Consider the following 15,740-nt stretch of genomic DNA (forward strand, 5'->3'; position numbering starts at 1 on the left):
CAGCAAAATCGCCCGTGAAAATTGCACTCACGGGCGACCGGTACTTCGGAACCATGACAGCTAGCGCTGACGCTACACGCACAGACCCGCTTGCACCACGAGAACGGCGAGTGGGAGGGGATTCGGAGACACGGCAACGGCCGACCCGGGATGCGGGCCGGCCGTCCGCCGGAGGGTGCGCGCCGCTCGTTACGAGGTGTACGCCTCCAGTTCCGAAAGCTGGCCGGCGGGCCATCCGCTGTTCGCGGTGAAGGTCAGGCGCAGGTACCGAACGCCGGTGGCGGGAAGGGTGACGGTGACGCTGTTCGTGCCTTCACCGAAGGTGTAGGAGGCGGAGTTCTTCAAGGTCGTCCAGGCCGTGTTGTCGGCCGATCCGAGGACCGACAGCGTCTGTGTCCGGGTGCCCCAGGAGGAGGGGAGCTTCAGGACGAGGCGGCCGACGGTGCGCTGGGCGCCGAGGTCGACGGTGAGCGACTGCGGGAAGGCGTTGTTGTTGCTCTCCCAGTAGCTGCCCGCGTTGCCGTCAGTGACGTTGCCGGCCACGTAGCCCTGGGTGTGGCTGGTGTCGGTCGCGGGGCGGCCCTGCGCCAGGTTGGAGTCGGCCGGAGGGGTGGGGGGAGGAGTGGTGGCCGGAGGCGTGGTGGGCGGGGTGGTCGGGCCGCCGTCGGGTGCGTAGATCTCGAACTCCGAGATCTGCCCGGCCGCCCAGCCGGTGTTACCGGTGATGTTCAGGCGGACGTAGCGGGCGCCGGCCGGGTTGAGGGCAAGCGTCGCGGTGTTGCCGGAGGAGGGGTTGAAGGTGACACCGGAGGGGCCGCTGAGCGTGGTCCAGGAGGAGTTGTCGGTCGAGCCGAGCACGGAGAGGTTCTCGGTGCGCGTCGCCCAGTCCGCGGACGGCGGCAGCTTCAGGGTGACCTTGCCGACCTGCTTGGTCTCGCCGAGGTCGACCGTCAGGGTCTGGGGAAAGGCGTTGCCGTTGCTCTCCCAGTAGGTCGAGGCATTGCCGTCCACGGTGTTCGCGGCGCTGTAGGACTGGACCGCGGAGGACGCGGTGGCGGTACGGCCCTGGGCGAGGTTTCCGTTCGGCGGGGTGGTGGGGGGAGTGGTGGGCGGGGTCGTGGGCGGAGTGGTCGGGGGAGTGGTGGGCGGCGTGGTCGGCGGAGTCGTGGTGCCGCCACCGGGGACGCCGCCGTTGGTCCACACCGGCGCCGGCCACACGCCGGAGCAGGTCTGTCCGGTGTTCCAGCCGGAGTTGCCGCCGCCGTCGGTGATCTGCAGACCGGTGCCGATGCAGTTGTGGATCGGGGTGGCGGCCTGGGCGATGTTCTTCGCGGTGACGTTGGTGAGCTTCATCGCGATGTTCGACTGGGCCTGGATGGCGTACGTCCCGGCGCCGTCGATGTTGATGTTGGTGAACTCCACCCCGCTGATGGGGCCCTCGATCGAGTGGATGGCGGCGTAGGAGGAGTCGAGGATGTCGGTGTCGGAGATCTTGATGCTCGCGCCCTGGACGGCCTCGTTCAGGCCGGAGAACCAGATGGCGCCGACCCCGAAGTTCCAGTTGAAGTCGCTGTTCCCGGCCCGGATGAGCGTGTTGCGCGTGGCGGTGATGGTGCCGGCGACCGCGGTGCCCTTGCCGGAGCTGACGCCCGGGTAGCGGTTGGCGATGTGCAGGCCGCCGCCGTTGCTGATGGTGTCGGACATGACGTTGTCCGAGATGGTGAAGTCCTTGCCGCCGTACGTGACGATGTTGTTCGCCAGGATCGGCAGTACGACGGTGTTGTGGTCGAAGCTGATGTCCGTGTTGGGCTTGTCCTGGGGCCAGGAGGCCAGACCGTCGTCGCCCGTGTTGCGCAGGAACGTGTTGGTGACGCGAGAGTTCGTGACACCCGTGTGGAAGTTCACGCCATCGGCGGTCATGTCGAGGAAACGGCTGTTCTTGATGGTGAATCGGTCCATCGGACCGTCCATCCACGCCGCGACCTTGACGTGCTGGATCCAGAGGTTGTCGACCGTTGAGTTGGACATGGCACCGCCCAGGGCGTTCACCTGGTCGTCGTCGATCCGCTCGCGGACGTCGCCGATGATCGCGAAGTCCTTGAGGGTGACGTCCTTGCTGGGCCCGTTCGCCTCGTGCGGCCGGACCGGTCCGGTGTAGCCGCCGCCCGCCACGTACTTGCCGTAGAAGCCGGCCGCGCGGTTGCGGTTGACCGGGTCGCGGCCGCCGAAGACCGTGTACCAGGGGCCCGCGCCCTGGACGGTGACCCCGTCCACGACCACGTGGTCGTAGAGGGTGTAGTTGCCCGGCGGTACGAAGACCGTCCTGGCCTGGGCGTGGCCCGCGTCGACGGCGGCCTGCATCCGGGCCGTGGAGTCGGTGGCGCCGGTCGGGTCGACGCCGAAGTCCGCGACGGCGTCGAGCGCCCCGGCGGGCTTGCCGGAAGCCGCGCCCACCTGCTCGAAGTCGGCGAGGTCGATGGTGAAGGAGGGCGACTGCGCGGTCGAGGTCACCTGCACCCGGATCTTGGTCCCGGCCGGGTAGTCGGCCCCCAGCAGGGTGCGGGACTCGTCGTAGAAGTGGTGCGGGTTGGTGTCGCCCGGGTTGTTGTTGAAGGGGTAGCCGCCGTAGTACCAGCTGTATTTGGAGGTTACGGCCAGCGTCTTGACGGAGTGTCCGTTCGCCTGCACGTCCAGCGTGGCGTCGCGGCCCTTGCCGTCCCCGGTGTCCGGGAGGCTGTAGCGCAGGGACATCGCGTTGGCGGGCTTGGTGAGGGTGAACTCCACGTACTGCCCGGCGGCTCCGAGCGTCACGGCCTGCCGGCCGGACGCCTCGGAGGGGAGGTGGCCGTAGAGGCGGTCGGGGCCGATGAAGGTGCCGTTGGTGGCCGCGTACTCGGCCTCCAACTCGGTGAAGGGCACGGTCGCGCCCCGGCCGGATATGCCGACGGGCGAGGGCGCGGGCACCCCTGCGGCGTGGGCGGCCGGCGCGCTGCCGACCGCTACGGCGGTCAAGGCCGCGGTGGCGGCCAGCGAAAGGGACAGGAAGACGGCGGCTCCCCGCCGTCTGAGGCTGCGGACCTGCTCGGGGGTGGGTGCGTGACTTTGCGGCGACTGGGACACGGGCGCGTACGTCCTTGCGGCTCGATCGGAGTGTGCGAAGTGACTCAACGCGGGAGGCTACGACTCCGAATGCAGGAAGTCTATGAACATACGCAAGAAGCAGACTTGATGTTGCAATAAACTTTTACTCAAGCCTTCGTTATCTGCGCTTCCTGCCGTTTTCGCCCACTCGGTGTCCTGGCGCCCTGATGGGCTCCGTCGGGTGGTCCTCCCTCGGTAGGGGATGCAGTGCTCGCAGAGTCGTGGAGTGTGCCGCCCGTCCGTCAGGCTGCGAGTTCCTTTCTGACTCCTGTGGAAATCTTGCAGGATTCCGACATCCATCTGTGCGGTCGAAGTTCGGTGCGCACCAAGGTCCCTGAAGGAGCGTCAGATGCTGGAGTCTCCGTTACCTGACTGGCGGCCCCTCCGCCGTCACCGGGGCGGAACAGCTACCCGGAGAGCGCCAACAACGCCCTCCCTCAGTGGATTCAGGTCGACCTCCGCACCGTCTCCGCGACACCGTCCGGCCCCAGGCGCGGGCCGGACCGGGCCGGGCCGCGCGACGGCGGCGGCCGGGGTGTGGCGGTTCCAGGGGCGAACCCGACGGGTCCGTTGCCGCGGGGAACAACCGGTCCGGTCGGCGCGGTTGCATCGACCGAGAGGCCGACGCCGCGTGGGCGGGGAGCACGGAGACCGCCAGGCCGTCCGCCCCACCAGGGGTCGGACCCCGGGATCGCGGTACGCCCGCCGCATACTCGGACCTAGACGAATTTCTGCAGGAGGACTGTATGACTGACCGGCCCTTGACGCTCATGGCAGTACACGCACACCCCGACGACGAGGCCACAGGGACCGGAGGAGTCCTCGCGCGGTACGCGGCGGAAGGCATCCGCACGGTTCTCGTGACCTGTACCGACGGCGGTTGCGGTGACGGACCGGGAGGTGTCAAGCCGGGCGATCCTGGGCACGACCCGGCGGCTGTCGCCCTGATGCGCCGTCGAGAACTCGAGGCGAGCTGTGACGTCCTGAAGATCAGCGATCTGGAGATGCTGGACTATGCCGACTCCGGAATGATGGGCTGGCCGAGCAACGACGCCCCCGGATCCTTCTGGCAGACCCCCGTGCAGGAGGGTGCGTCCCGACTCGCGGAACTGATGCGGCACTACCGGCCCGACGTGGTCGTCACCTACGACGAGAACGGCTTCTACGGGCACCCCGACCACATCCAGGCCCACCGCATCACGATGGCGGCGCTCGAGATGACCGACCTGACACCGAAGGTCTACTGGACGACGATGCCCCGCTCGATGATGCAGCAGTTCGGCAAGATCATGCGCGAGCTCCAGCTTCAGGAGGACATGCCGGAGCCGGATCCGGCCGAGACGGCCGCGCTTGCCGAGATCGGCCTTCCCGACGACGAGATCACCACGTGGGTGGACGCCGTCGCGTTCAGCGGCCAGAAGTTCGACTCCCTGGCCGCGCACGCCAGCCAGGGCGAGAACATCTTCTTCCTCAAGATGGGCAAGGAGAGGTTCGCCGAGCTGATGGGCACGGAGACGTTCCTGCGGGTCCAGGACCCCACCGGCGCGCCCGTGCCCGAGAACGATCTCTTCGCCGGACTGCGCTGACCCCTGCATGTCCGACCTGTCCGACCGGCCGGGGAGGAGACCTCCGCCGCCGAAGCGCGCCTGGGTATCGCGCTGCCCGACGAACTGAAGGTCCTCCACCGGGTGGCACGAGCACGATGGGAGGACCTGGGTGACGACTGCGAGGCCGCGGGACGGCAGTGCGCGGCGATGGAAGCGGTCGTCACCCGGCCCGACGCCATGGTGCAGGGCCTCGCCGGCTCACCCGGCTGGATCGCCTTCGGAGACAACGGCGGCGGCGAACTCGGACCACTGGCGTATCCCGCGAGGCACGCGACGCGGCGGATCATGTGACTACTAGGCTGCGGCGATGGAACCCTCAACCGGCGTGCCCGAGAGTCTCGTTCGGCCTGCAGATCCGGCCCAGGTGAACGACTACGACAGCTTCGCCGAGGCGTACTCGGCGGAGAACGAGAACAACCTTGTGAACGCGTACTACGAGCGGCCCGCGATGCTGGCCCTCGCCGGAGACGTGGCCGGCCGTCGGATCCTGGACGCCGGTTGCGGCTCGGGCCCCCTGTCCGCTGCGCTGCGCGACCGCGGTGCGGTCGTCACCGGCATCGACGCCAGTGCCGGGATGCTGGCGTTGGCAAGACGGCGGCTCGGTGACGAAGTCGCCCTGCACGTGGCCGACCTGAGCGACCCCCTGCCGTTTGCCGACGGCGCGTTCGACGACGTGGTCGCCTCGCTCGTGCTGCACTACTTGGAGGACTGGGGGCCGACGCTGGCCGAGTTGCGTCGCGTGATCAGACCCGGTGGCCGACTGATCACGTCGGTGGACCACCCCTTCGTGGCCTACACGATCCAGGATCCCCGGCCCGACTACTTTGCGACCACCAGCTACACCTTCGACTGGACCTTCAACGACCGGTCCGCTCCGATGAGGTTCTGGCGCAAGCCACTGCACGCGATGACCGATGCGTTCGTCGCCGCCGGCTTGCGTCTTTCCGCCATCAGCGAGCCGCAGCCCGACCCAGCCGCCCGTGAGCTCTTCCCCGACGACTTCCATGCCCTTTCGACCAGGACCTGCTTCCTCTTCTTCGTCCTCGAGGTGCCGCCGTCGGCCGAGGACTCGGACGGGTAGTTGATCGGCAGCCTGCGGGACGGGAACCGTTTGCGTCCGGATGCGTGTCTCCGACAAGGACCTGCTGCCCGTGGGCGATGTCGGCGGCGCGGCCAAGCCCGAGCTGCTCTCCCTCTCCTTCGACGGCGTGCTCACGCTCTACGAGGCCGACTTGAAGGGCACCTCGGCGCCCCTGTGGTCCGGGGGAGGCTGGCAGAAGTACAACCGCTTCGTGGCCACCGGCGACGTGACCGGGGACCACCACCCCGACCTGCTGGCCCGCGACCACGCCGGCGACCTGTGGCTCTACACCGGCACCGGAAACGTCAGCAAGCCCTTCAACACGCGGGCCAAGGTCGGCTCCGGCTGGGGGATCTACGACCAGATCGTCGGCGCCGGCGACTACTCCGGCGACGGGCGGCCCGACCTGCTCGCCCGGGACACCTCCGGCCGAATGTTCCTCTACAAGGGCACGGGGACGTCCACCGCGCCCTTCGCCGCCCCGGAGCAAGTCGCCACCGGCTGGAACGTGTACGACATGCTGGTCGCGCCGGGTGACATCGACGGCGACAGCAAGGGCGACGTGCTCGGCCGCCTCCCACCGGCGAAATGTACCGGTACACCTCAACGGGCAACGCCGGCACGGCGACCTTCTCCGCACGGGTGGAGTTCGGCAGCGGCTGGAACATCGCTGTCCCGCCCGCCCTGGCCGGTGCGGCGGTGTTCCTGCCCAAGACATGGGACGTACTGATCAACCCGCTGGTCGGAGTCGTCTCCGATCGGAGCCGGCTGCGCGGCGGGCCCCGGCGGCCGTTCCTCCTCCTCGGCGCCTGCACCCTGCCGCCGCTCTTCGTCCTTCTGTTCGCCGTCCCTCCGCTGCGCGGTACGGCCGCTGTCGCGTACGTCGCCGTCGGCCGTTCCTGTACCTGGCCGGCATGTGGACCCTCCAGGCCCTCGCCCACGCCGGCTGGCCCGGCTACCCGGTCGTCAACCCGACCGTCCAGGGCACCAAGTCCGGCGGACTGCTGGCCCAGGCGTGGGCGGTCCTCCAGTACATCGGCGAGGAGGGCGACACCGCCCTGGCGGGCCGTGTCGCGGAGGCCTCGGACCGGCTGCTCGCGGGTCTGCGGGGGATCGAGGGCCTGCGGATCCTGGGCGATCCGGCAGCCGGCCTGGTCGCGTTCACCACCGAAAGCGCCGCGAGCTCCGGGGCTGGGGCTGAGGCCGTGGCCGAGGCCGGCACCGGGACCGATGGCGGGCCGGACCTGAGCCTGCTGCTGCACCTCGCCGACGAGGTGCGCGAGCGCGGCTGGTACCTGCAACCGCAGTTGTCCTTCGACGGGCTGCCGCCCAACCTGCACCTCGCGCTGACCCCGGCCACCGTGGGCCAGGTGGACGCCCTGCTGGCCGACCTCGCCGACGCCCTCGCGCTGCCCCCGGTGTCGGTGGACCCGGGCCTGCCCGCCCGGATGGCCCCCGTGCTGTCCTTGCTGGACGCGCTCCCGGTGCCGCTGAGGGAGCGGCTCCTCGCGGAGTTCGTGGGGTCGGTCTTCCGGATCTGATCCGCTCCCGGGGAGTTACAGGTTAAGAAAGCGAAATGCCGGTTTCGTCTACCCTCGCCCCTGCCAACGAAAAGGCAGGTCGTCAGGCAGAGGGCGTGGCACGTCTTCCCGGCGGCTTGGGCGAGTCGGCCCCTCTCGGGTCGGCCGCCGCAACCACCACCTCGAAGAAAGCCGATGATCGTGACGTCGACGCTCCACGGACCGGGTACCCGTATGCTGGCCGACTATCTGCGGACACCGGACCCCCGCGCGACCCTCCTCTCCCGGCATCCGTACGGCCGCCCGGACCACGACGGTGCGGCGGACCTGGTCCGCGCGGCCGAAGAGCTCGACTTCCGCCATCGCGAGGTCCAGCGCACCGAAGCCGCTCTGACGGCCGGCCGTACCTCGGCGGCCGAACGCCACGTGAGCGGGGCGGGCCCGGCTCTGGCGGAACTGGCCGCGCACCTGCGCGCAGCCCTCCGCAACAGGGGCAACGCGGACGCGGCCCTGACGGTCCTGCTCGCCGCACACCGGGCCCGCAGCACCGTGCGTGGTTCCCGAAACCCGGCACTGCCTGCGCCGGCCCGAGGACGTGGCACACGTACCGTCGCGGTGTGAGCGCCCGCCCCGGTGGAGTCCGACCGTTGCTCCGCAGGATTTTTCTCGATGCGCCGTACAACTATCCGCGCGTCCCATGAGTCACTTGTGGCGAAGAACGTTTCTTATGGGGGTTTTGTCAGTGAAGTTGTCCAAGATCGCCGCGGCCGTCACCACCGCTGCCCTGGCTCCGGTCGTCCTCATCGCGTCGCCGGCCTTCGCCGCGGGCGAGAGCGCGTCCGCGTCCGTCAATCCGCCCGCTCCGACCGCGCCCGACCAGCCGGCTGCCGGACAGGCGGAGGAGACCGGGGCGGAGCAGGACCGCAAGACCATCCTCGCGATCATCGCCGACCCGATGGCGAGCGAGTACATGAAGGAAGCCGGCCGCAAGGCGATAGCGGCGGGCCCCGAGGCCATGCGCAAGTTCATCGACACCGACCAGCACAGGATCCGCCTCGACGACTACCGCATCCTGATCCTCCGTCTCCTGAAGGATGCCGGGCCGGGCCTGGAGGAGGGTGTCAACGACCTCCTCAACAACCACGATTCGGACCTCCCGGCGCTGCGCCACTTCTACGAGGTCACGCAGCACGAGCTGCGCGACGACGACAACAAGGTGGAGATCTCCCGGCTGATCGGTGCCGGCGGCTCCGCGTTGAAGGAAGCCGGCAAGGCCGCGCTCAAGGGCACCCCCGCCGACCGGACCGCCTTCCTCAAGACGGGGCGCTACCTCGCGCAGGCCTCCGACGACCGCGTCGAACTCGCCCGCATCGACGAAAGCTGGGACGGCCCGATCCTGACCGCGGCCATCAGCAAGCTCCTCAACGGGTCCCCGACCCCGGCCGAGCTGCGCCACTTCCTCGAAGTGACCCAGTACGAGCTGCGCGACCAGGACAACCGCGTCGCCGTCGCCCGGATCATCGACGGCGCGGGGCCGGAGCTCGTCAAGGCCGGCCGCGCCGCGCTGGCGGGTACCCCTGCCGACCGCAGCGAGTTCCTGAAGACGGGCCAGCACGAGGCGCGCGCCAAGGACAAGAAGGCCGAGGAAGACAAGAAGGCCCAGGAGGAGAAGGACAAGAAGGCTCAGGACGAGAAGGACGAGGACAAGAACAAGGGTCAGCAGGGCGAGGGCCAGGGCGGCTCCGGTAGCGGCACGGGCTCCGGGAGCGGCTCCGGCAACACGGCCGTCACCGCCCATGGCGGCAGCGGCTCCTCCCTCGCCACGACCGGCGCCGGCGGCTCGGCTCTGATCGCGGGTGGCGCGGGCACGGCCGTCCTCGCCGGTGCGGGCCTGCTGCTCGCCGCACGGATGCGCCGCGCGGGCTCCGGCAGCTGACCGTCCGCGTCGTCCGGTGCGAGGTGCGGCGCCGGGCGACGCGGATCCGGCAGGATCCGAAAGGCACCCTCTAGGGGCGGAGCATCTGCGTCATGGGCGACTGCGGCGGGATCAGGCCCGGCAGCAGCCAGGGCTGGAAGAGGCCCAGGACCGCCAGTACGAGGAAGGCGGCCCCGACGACCCGCGAGAAGACGGGACCCAGCCGCCAGAGCTTCTCCACGAAGATCACCACGGCCACCGCTGCCATCGCCAGGACGTTCATGACGCCCAGCGGGACGAGCACGACCATCAGGCCCCAGCAGCAGCCCACGCAGTACGCCCCGTGGTGCGCCCCGACCCGCAGATCGCGGGCCCGGGGCCGGAAGCCCGCGTAGCGCACGAGCTGGCCCATCGGGCTCCGGCAGTGCCGCAGGCAGAGGTCCTTCCACGGGCCGAACTGGTACAGCCCGGCTACCAGGAAGGCCCCGGCGCCGATCCAGCGTCCCGCGCCCGGATGCTCGTCCACCAGGGACCCGGTCCCGGCGAGGAGCCCGTAGGCGATCAGACCGAAGGCCGTCCAGGCCAGCAGGTACCCGCCCACGAACTGGGCGGTACGAGCCGCCCGCACGACTCCATTGGGCGACTGGCGCCCGATCGCCCGCGCCCAGGTGAGGGCCACCGGGGCCACCGACGGGAACATCATGGCGATCATCATGACCAGCCACAGCAGCAGGAACAGCGGGACGCCCATGCCCATGGTTCCCGGCTCGACGCCCATGTCACGGGCCTGGTCGACCATCAGCACCCAGGCGAGCAGGGCGATCGAGGCCATCACGGACCAGGCGAACGCGAGCTGCCGGGCCGACAGGAGATTCGCCGGACTCAGAGGGGGTGACAGGGCCTTCCGGTCGAGGCGCACACTTCCAGCACATCACGGCGGACCCGGGCCTGCGCGCGGGGACGCCGGTACGCGTGTACGCGGAAAGCACCTCCTCCGGGTGGCCCCCGCGGTGGGACAATCGGGGTGGATACCCGTACGACCCGGGCGTGGGCCGGCGAGGGTTCCCGGGGGCTCTGCCGTCCTCCCGAGACCGACGTCCCGGCACGGTCACGAGGAGGCAGGGAGATGTCCGAGACGACGGCAACCGTCCCCAGGTGGCACGCGGCGGGAGACTGGTTCGACACCTGCAAGTGCAACGTGCCCTGCCCCTGCTCGTTCGCACAGCTGCCCACCCACGGAGACTGCGACGGCATCCTGGCCTGGCACATCCGTGAGGGCCGCTACGGCGACGTACGGCTGGACGGCCTGAACGTGCTGATGCTGGGCTCGTTCGTCGGCAACATCTGGGCCGAGCACACGGACACGTACGCCGCGGTCTTCGTCGACGAGCGCGCGGACGACCCCCAGCGCGAGGCGCTTCAGATGATCTTCGGCGGGCAGGCGGGCAGCTGGCCCGCCGAGATGGTGAGCATGATGGGCGCCGAGATGCGCGGCATGGAGTTCGCCCCCATCGAGATCGAGGTCGCCGACGACCTCGCGAGCTGGCGGGCCGTGGTACCGGGCCGGGTGGAGGCGAGCGCGGTCGCGCTCACGGGCCCCACGACCCCTGAGGGTGCGCGCGTCCAGTCGACCAACCTGCCGGGTGCGGAGACCGGACCGGGCCAGGTCGCGACCTGGGGCCGCTCGACGGTGGACCGCGCCGATGCCCACGGCTTCCTCTGGAGCCGCGAAGGCCGCTCCAGCAAGCACATCACCTTCGACTGGACCGGGCCGGACCCCGACTAGGGCCTGTCGTCAAAGTGCCGTCTGCCGGCATCGGCCGGAATCCGCCCAGCAGGAGCCGTACCTGCCCTGCCAGGCGCGTGGCGTCCATCGCCCCGGGCGAGGTCAGCGCGAGGCGGGCGAAGTGCTCCGCCGAGGCGACGAGCGCGTGGGCCAGCACTTCGGGGTCGGGGGCCGGGACGGCGTCGGAGTCGGGGCCGGGATCGGGTGCGGCATCGGATGAATCGGACGCGGGGGCTGCCGACAGGGCCGGTACGGACGCGATCCACGAGGCGACCCTGCGCCGGAACCGCTCCCGGTCGGCCTCGATGCGGGCGTGGACGGCCGGGGGAGTGGTCGCCGGGGTCAGCAGGATCAGCCGCCAGGTGTCCGGGTCCTCCCGGAGCATGGCGCCCATCCGGTGCACGGCCTCGCAGGCGAAGTCGACGAGGTCCCCGCCGTCGCGCGGATCGGGGACGGACGCGAGCAGGCGCGTGTACGCACGCTCCTGCTGCCGGTCGAGGAGGGTGAGCAGGAGTGCGTCGAGGTCGTCGAAGGCGCCGTAGACCACGGACCGGGCGACCCCCGCCCGTCTGGCGATCGCGTCGATCGAGATCCGTCCGTAGCCGTCGCTCACGATCAGGGCGAGGGCGGCGTCGAGCAGTTGCTCGCGGCGTTCGGCGAGGGGAACGCGCGGGGCGTAGGGGCGCCGTCGGCGCGGCCTGTCCGTGGGAGACGTCGGTGTCGACACCTTGGCATCTTACGACAGCCGTGTCTTAATTTACGACAGTGCTGTCTTAATGGGGGGAGCGGCCCAGCGCCCGCCGCCCCGGACACGAAGGAGGGCCCGATGGCCCGGCTGAACGGCAAAGAGGTCGAACCGCACGAGGACTACGGGTTCTTCGGTCCCGGATCGGTTGTCTGGAAGGTGTGGAGCTACCCGACGGCGCCCACGGTGGGCTTCCAGCGCTCCGTGGTGGTCGAGGAGCTCGATCCGCCGCTCGTGGCGGCGGTCCACGGCACCCAGGGCATCTACGAGCGCAGCCGCACCCGCTACGACCGCACCCTGCGCTACTTCGCCATGGTGGCCTTCGCCGGTTCGGAGCAGGTGTGCAGGGCCGCCGACGTCCTGGTCCGGATCCACTCGAAGGCCATCGGCCAACTCCCCTACGGCGAGGGGACCTACGACGCCAACGACCCCGCCTCGCAGCTGTGGATCCAGCTGACCGGCTGGCACTCGATCCTCTACGCGTACGAGAAGTACGGGCCCGGCAAGCTCACCGCCGAGGAGGAAGCGGAGTACTGGGAGGCCTGCGCGCTCGCCGCCGAACTCCAGACGTGTTCGCCCGACGACGTCCCGCGCGACCGTGCCGGAATCCGGGCGTACTTCGAGAGCATGCGCCCGCGGCTGTCCGCCAGCCCGATCGCCCGCCAGGCCATGCACCACCTCCTGAACACCGACCTCGTGCTCCCGCCGACCCCCTGGTGGATGAAGCCCGCGCGGATGGTCGTGGCCCGGACGCACCGGATCGCCACCATCGCGACCATGCCGCGCTGGATGCGGGAGATGGCACAGATCCGGCAGTCGCGGCTCCTGGACGCCCTCGTCGTACCCGTCATGCGGGTGTCCTTCGCGCTCGCCCACCTCAACCCCCGCGTCGAGCTCTTCCTGCTGGGGATGCTCTCCCCCTCCACGGTGAAGGTGGTCGCGCCGATCAAGCTCGGCGTGCCTCCCCGCACCAAGGAGGTCCTCACCCCCGAGCAGGCCCGCGCCCGGTACGGGTACGCGAGGCCCGCCGAGGCCCACGCCGACTTCCGGGCCCGCCAGGCCGCACGTGTCTTCGGCGAGGGGAAGGCGCCGAGCGATCAGGGCCTCATCGAGTCCCAGGAGGTACTCGGCCCGCTGGCCTGAGGGCTCGGGCACCGGGCGCCGGGCCCGGGCCGGTCGGCCCGCGCGGTCCAGGCCGCGAGCAGGCGCAGGGCGTCCTCGGAGGGCGATCCCGGCTCCGCGGTGTAGAGGTACAGGGACTGGTCCGGATCGTCGGGCAGGGTGAGCGACTCGTACTCCAGGGTCAGCTCACCGGCCAGGGGGTGGCGGTAGAGCTTGGTGCCGTGCGTGTACGCGAGGACGTCGTGGTCGGCCCACCACCGGCGGCCCGCTCCCAGTCGGCGAGCAGGTCGCGCGCGGCGGGGTCGAGGAAGATGAGCCGGGCCAGGTTGCGCTCGCGGTGCGCCGCGTACGCCCGGGGGCGGGCTGCGCCAGGTCGAAGAGGTGGGACCGCTCGGCCGCGTCCAGCAGCAGGGCGCGGGCGACGGCGTCCAGGACGGCCGCCGAGACGTGGGGATTGCGGCCGCGCTCCAGCCGTACGTAGTAGTCCACGCTCACCCCGGCCAGCTGCGAGACCTCCTCGCGGCGCAGGCGCGGAACGCGGCGACGGCCGGCGTGCGCGGGCGCGCCGATCGCGTCGGGGCTGATGCGGGCCCGCCGGGAACGCAGGAAGTCCCGCAGCTCCAGAATTCGTACCCCCTGTGGACCCCGCCCCCTCTGAGCGCGCGCAGCGGGGTCGCCCGGGTGATCTCCTGGAGGTCGGCATCCACCGCGAACCGCTACGAAGAGGAACACCATGGCGCTGCCCCTGATCGTCATCACCGGCGCCAGCTCCGGAATCGGCGCTGCCACCGCGCGTCTGCTCTCCGCCCAGGGCCACCCGCTCCTGCTGCTCGCCCGCCGCCTGGAGCTGCTGGAGGAGCTGGGCCTGCCGGACACGCTCTGCCGCAAGGTGGACGTCACCGACCGGGCGGCCGTCGAGGAGGCGGTCCGCGAGGCGGAGGAGCGGTTCGGGCCGGTGTACGCGTGGTGACCATCGCCCCGGGCGCCGTGGAGACCGAGCTGCTCTCCCACACCAGCGACGAGCGGATCAAGACCGACTACGAGGCCTGGAAGAAGTCCGCCGGCGGCGCCCTGGCCCCCGAGACCGTGGCCGAGGCCATCGCCTACGCCTACCGGCAGCCGCAGAACGTCACCATCCGTGAGATCGTCCTGGCCTCCACGGGCCAGGAGGCCTGACCCCGCCTGACGCCCGCCGCCGGGGCGGCACGGAGGTCCGTACCGCCCCGTACCGAACGGGCCGCTGAGCGGCCGTCGGCAGCGGACCCGGAGGCCGCCGTGCGGTCGTCGGTCGTCCAGTACGGGCGCGATGCTCCGGACGACGTGCCCAGGACGTTGCTGACCGACGCGGACCCGGGCATCCGCAGAGAAAGAGTCAGGGGCTTCGCCCCTCCCGCCGACCTCCTGCCCGGACTGCTGGCGGATCCGGCGACCCGTGCCGCCGCGGTCGCGCACGCCGTACCGACCCCTGAACTGGCGGCCGGCCCGGACTCCGATGTCCGTGAGCCCGTAGCCGCACATCCGGACCTGCCGCCCGGTCTGCATGACCTGCTGGCAGAGGACCAGGACATCTTCGTCCGGAACGCGATCGCGGCCCGGGCGGATGCCCCGACGGCGCTGCGCGAACGGATTCTCGCCACTCTTGAACCCGACAGCCCCGTTGCCGAGTGGATGCTGTCCTTCAGTCGTGGCACCCACACCTGTCCCCCGGCGGCGCCAACCCCGCCGAACCTCACGCGGCAACAGGCGGAATTCGTGCTCGCGCGGGCCGGACTGTGACGAAGGGCCCCGTCGGCCTACGTTCTCGGCCCGGATCCGGACCCGGAGGGCATGCGGCGCAGTGCGAGGAGGCCGCCGATGCCCGGTACGAGGGCGACGGCCTTGGTGGTGGGCGTGGCCGATGTGAGGCGCCAGGTCGTGAGTACGACGAACAGGTAGGCGCAGCCGTGGGCGGGGCCCATCAAGGAGGAGACGGGCTTCAGATGGACGGTGGCGAGGTTGGCCAACATGACCGCCAACGAGCCGAGTTCGACGTGTGCCGCGACGCGCAGTGAGCGAAGGTGCACGGTCATGCTCCCGTGGTGGAGCCGGGGCGGACGATCATCAGGACGGTGACGGTCGCCCACAGCAGGTTGAAGATGCCGGTGAGCACGGCCAGTCGGGCCGCAGGGTGGCGGACGGGTGCGGAGGCGGAGCCGGGGACGAGGGTTCCCGCGGCCGCGAGGGCGTTGTCCTGGGCGGGGAGGATCAGCAGGGCCAGTACGGCCGCGGCCCCGGCGGTCAGGACGATCGACGTGATCAGCCACCCGTTGCCGAGGACACCGAGGCTGCTCGCCGTGGCGAACCCGAAGACGGGGACCGCGATGCCGATGCCGGCGTAGATGCGGCAGATGCGGTGCAGGGTGCGCAGGGTCGTCAGCGCCTCACGGTGGTCCGGGGCGGCGGCGTGCGTGCCGCGCAGCGCCTTGGGGAACATGCTCGCGGCGACCGTGACCGGGCCAACGGTCAGTACCGCCGCCAGGACGTGCAGGGAGAGGAAGAGCTTCGTCATGCCCGGTGCTCCCCGCCCGCCGGGACGGCGCGCCGTTCGACCACGGCTCCGCCCGAGGCGGCGCCGTCGGCGTACAGGACTTCGTAGGGGGCGATGACATCGAGCGGATCGAAGCCGTCGAAGAGGACGATCTGGACGTGCACGGGAGGTTCCTTCGCGCGGGCGGCGGGCGGCTGTTGGTCGGTCGGCATCCGGTTCGTACCGGTCGCGCTGTCGACGCTAGGCGGCCGCCGACGTGTCTCCCAGTGGCAGGAGTGACACCTTTCAACGGGATA

General features: G+C 70.7%; 16 protein-coding genes and 4 pseudogenes. 13 read left to right on the top strand and 7 right to left on the bottom strand.

Annotation, left to right across the window (positions count from 1 at the left end; genetic code table 11):
• Positions 1 to 189 precede the first annotated feature (189 nt).
• A complete protein-coding gene (locus AC3IYJ_RS37195; protein WP_489398931.1) occupies positions 190 to 3,120 on the bottom strand; it encodes a discoidin domain-containing protein in 2,931 nt (976 codons plus the stop codon).
• 767 nt (positions 3,121 to 3,887) lie between these two features.
• Between AC3IYJ_RS37195 and AC3IYJ_RS37200 the strand changes: the two genes are divergently transcribed.
• The 8 genes and pseudogenes from AC3IYJ_RS37200 (at position 3,888) to AC3IYJ_RS37235 (ending at position 9,285) form a co-directional block, all read left to right on the top strand.
• On the top strand, positions 3,888 to 4,727 hold the full coding sequence (locus AC3IYJ_RS37200) for a PIG-L family deacetylase (protein WP_489398932.1): 840 nt from the start codon (positions 3,888 to 3,890) through the stop codon (positions 4,725 to 4,727).
• Between the two features lie 102 nt (positions 4,728 to 4,829).
• Positions 4,830 to 5,039 (top strand): hypothetical protein, encoded by a 210-nt coding sequence (locus AC3IYJ_RS37205; RefSeq protein ID WP_489398933.1) that lies wholly within the window; start codon positions 4,830 to 4,832, stop codon positions 5,037 to 5,039.
• 16 nt (positions 5,040 to 5,055) lie between these two features.
• Complete coding sequence (locus tag AC3IYJ_RS37210; RefSeq protein ID WP_489398934.1) at positions 5,056 to 5,829, top strand: class I SAM-dependent methyltransferase; 774 nt, start codon at positions 5,056 to 5,058, stop codon at positions 5,827 to 5,829.
• A gap of 40 nt (positions 5,830 to 5,869) precedes the next feature.
• A complete protein-coding gene (locus tag AC3IYJ_RS37215; RefSeq protein ID WP_489398935.1) occupies positions 5,870 to 6,559 on the top strand; it encodes an FG-GAP repeat domain-containing protein in 690 nt (229 codons plus the stop codon).
• Positions 6,529 to 6,654: pseudogene (locus tag AC3IYJ_RS37220) on the top strand (MFS transporter); the annotation flags it as partial. The gene AC3IYJ_RS37215 and the pseudogene AC3IYJ_RS37220, both read left to right, overlap by 31 nt.
• Before the next feature lie 101 nt (positions 6,655 to 6,755).
• A pseudogene (locus AC3IYJ_RS37225) lies at positions 6,756 to 7,370 on the top strand (aspartate aminotransferase family protein); the annotation flags it as partial.
• A gap of 180 nt (positions 7,371 to 7,550) precedes the next feature.
• Complete coding sequence (locus tag AC3IYJ_RS37230) at positions 7,551 to 7,970, top strand: hypothetical protein (RefSeq protein ID WP_489398936.1); 420 nt, start codon at positions 7,551 to 7,553, stop codon at positions 7,968 to 7,970.
• A 121-nt stretch (positions 7,971 to 8,091) separates the two neighbouring features.
• Complete coding sequence (locus AC3IYJ_RS37235) at positions 8,092 to 9,285, top strand: ALF repeat-containing protein (RefSeq protein ID WP_489398937.1); 1,194 nt, start codon at positions 8,092 to 8,094, stop codon at positions 9,283 to 9,285.
• 70 nt (positions 9,286 to 9,355) lie between these two features.
• Here the strand turns inward: AC3IYJ_RS37235 and AC3IYJ_RS37240 are convergent, their stop codons facing one another.
• On the bottom strand, positions 9,356 to 10,183 hold the full coding sequence (locus AC3IYJ_RS37240; RefSeq protein WP_489398938.1) for a DUF2182 domain-containing protein: 828 nt from the start codon (positions 10,181 to 10,183) through the stop codon (positions 9,356 to 9,358).
• Between the two features lie 207 nt (positions 10,184 to 10,390).
• On the opposite strand from AC3IYJ_RS37240, the gene AC3IYJ_RS37245 reads away from it, so the two are divergent.
• The gene (locus tag AC3IYJ_RS37245; RefSeq protein ID WP_489398939.1) at positions 10,391 to 11,050 is read left to right on the top strand and encodes a DUF1326 domain-containing protein; all 660 of its coding nucleotides are present in this window, start codon (positions 10,391 to 10,393) and stop codon (positions 11,048 to 11,050) included.
• Here AC3IYJ_RS37245 and AC3IYJ_RS37250 read toward each other — a convergent pair.
• The gene (locus AC3IYJ_RS37250) at positions 11,016 to 11,777 is read right to left on the bottom strand and encodes a TetR/AcrR family transcriptional regulator (RefSeq protein ID WP_489398940.1); all 762 of its coding nucleotides are present in this window, start codon (positions 11,775 to 11,777) and stop codon (positions 11,016 to 11,018) included. The genes AC3IYJ_RS37245 and AC3IYJ_RS37250 overlap by 35 nt on opposite strands.
• Positions 11,778 to 11,876: 99 nt before the next feature.
• On the opposite strand from AC3IYJ_RS37250, the gene AC3IYJ_RS37255 reads away from it, so the two are divergent.
• On the top strand, positions 11,877 to 12,938 hold the full coding sequence (locus AC3IYJ_RS37255) for an oxygenase MpaB family protein (RefSeq protein WP_489398941.1): 1,062 nt from the start codon (positions 11,877 to 11,879) through the stop codon (positions 12,936 to 12,938).
• Here AC3IYJ_RS37255 and AC3IYJ_RS37260 read toward each other — a convergent pair.
• Positions 12,893 to 13,544, bottom strand: a pseudogene (locus tag AC3IYJ_RS37260) (helix-turn-helix transcriptional regulator). The gene AC3IYJ_RS37255 and the pseudogene AC3IYJ_RS37260 sit on opposite strands and share 46 nt — an antisense overlap.
• Before the next feature lie 106 nt (positions 13,545 to 13,650).
• On the opposite strand from AC3IYJ_RS37260, the gene AC3IYJ_RS37265 reads away from it, so the two are divergent.
• From AC3IYJ_RS37265 to AC3IYJ_RS37275, 3 genes are all read left to right on the top strand, one after another.
• On the top strand, positions 13,651 to 13,887 hold the full coding sequence (locus AC3IYJ_RS37265) for an SDR family NAD(P)-dependent oxidoreductase (RefSeq protein WP_489398942.1): 237 nt from the start codon (positions 13,651 to 13,653) through the stop codon (positions 13,885 to 13,887).
• The gene (locus tag AC3IYJ_RS37270) at positions 13,881 to 14,093 is read left to right on the top strand and encodes a hypothetical protein (RefSeq protein WP_489398943.1); all 213 of its coding nucleotides are present in this window, start codon (positions 13,881 to 13,883) and stop codon (positions 14,091 to 14,093) included. Before AC3IYJ_RS37265 ends, AC3IYJ_RS37270 begins: the two co-directional genes overlap by 7 nt.
• Before the next feature lie 99 nt (positions 14,094 to 14,192).
• Positions 14,193 to 14,693, top strand: coding sequence for a hypothetical protein (locus tag AC3IYJ_RS37275; protein ID WP_489398944.1), 501 nt, complete (start codon positions 14,193 to 14,195; stop codon positions 14,691 to 14,693).
• Between the two features lie 17 nt (positions 14,694 to 14,710).
• On the opposite strand, the gene AC3IYJ_RS37280 is transcribed toward AC3IYJ_RS37275, so the two are convergent.
• From AC3IYJ_RS37280 to AC3IYJ_RS37290, 3 genes and pseudogenes are all read right to left on the bottom strand, one after another.
• Positions 14,711 to 14,986, bottom strand: a complete 276-nt coding sequence (locus AC3IYJ_RS37280; RefSeq protein WP_489398945.1) for a DUF3817 domain-containing protein — start codon at positions 14,984 to 14,986, stop codon at positions 14,711 to 14,713.
• On the bottom strand, positions 14,983 to 15,465 hold the full coding sequence (locus tag AC3IYJ_RS37285) for a hypothetical protein (RefSeq protein ID WP_489398946.1): 483 nt from the start codon (positions 15,463 to 15,465) through the stop codon (positions 14,983 to 14,985). Before AC3IYJ_RS37285 ends, AC3IYJ_RS37280 begins: the two co-directional genes overlap by 4 nt.
• 41 nt (positions 15,466 to 15,506) lie before the next feature.
• Positions 15,507 to 15,608, bottom strand: a pseudogene (locus AC3IYJ_RS37290) (DJ-1/PfpI family protein); the annotation flags it as partial.
• Positions 15,609 to 15,740 lie beyond the last annotated feature (132 nt).

The sequence above is a fragment of the Streptomyces sp. GL_140 genome (genome assembly GCF_057834465.1).

Coding starts and splice junctions, on each gene's coding strand:
- AC3IYJ_RS37200 (WP_489398932.1), top strand. CDS start 3,888: ATGACTGACCGGCCCTTGACGCTCATGGCAGTACACGCACACCCCGAC.
- AC3IYJ_RS37210 (WP_489398934.1), top strand. CDS start 5,056: ATGGAACCCTCAACCGGCGTGCCCGAGAGTCTCGTTCGGCCTGCAGAT.
- AC3IYJ_RS37215 (WP_489398935.1), top strand. CDS start 5,870: ATGCGTGTCTCCGACAAGGACCTGCTGCCCGTGGGCGATGTCGGCGGC.
- AC3IYJ_RS37245 (WP_489398939.1), top strand. CDS start 10,391: ATGTCCGAGACGACGGCAACCGTCCCCAGGTGGCACGCGGCGGGAGAC.
- AC3IYJ_RS37255 (WP_489398941.1), top strand. CDS start 11,877: ATGGCCCGGCTGAACGGCAAAGAGGTCGAACCGCACGAGGACTACGGG.
- AC3IYJ_RS37265 (WP_489398942.1), top strand. CDS start 13,651: ATGGCGCTGCCCCTGATCGTCATCACCGGCGCCAGCTCCGGAATCGGC.
- AC3IYJ_RS37280 (WP_489398945.1), bottom strand. CDS start 14,986: ATGACCGTGCACCTTCGCTCACTGCGCGTCGCGGCACACGTCGAACTC.
- AC3IYJ_RS37285 (WP_489398946.1), bottom strand. CDS start 15,465: ATGACGAAGCTCTTCCTCTCCCTGCACGTCCTGGCGGCGGTACTGACC.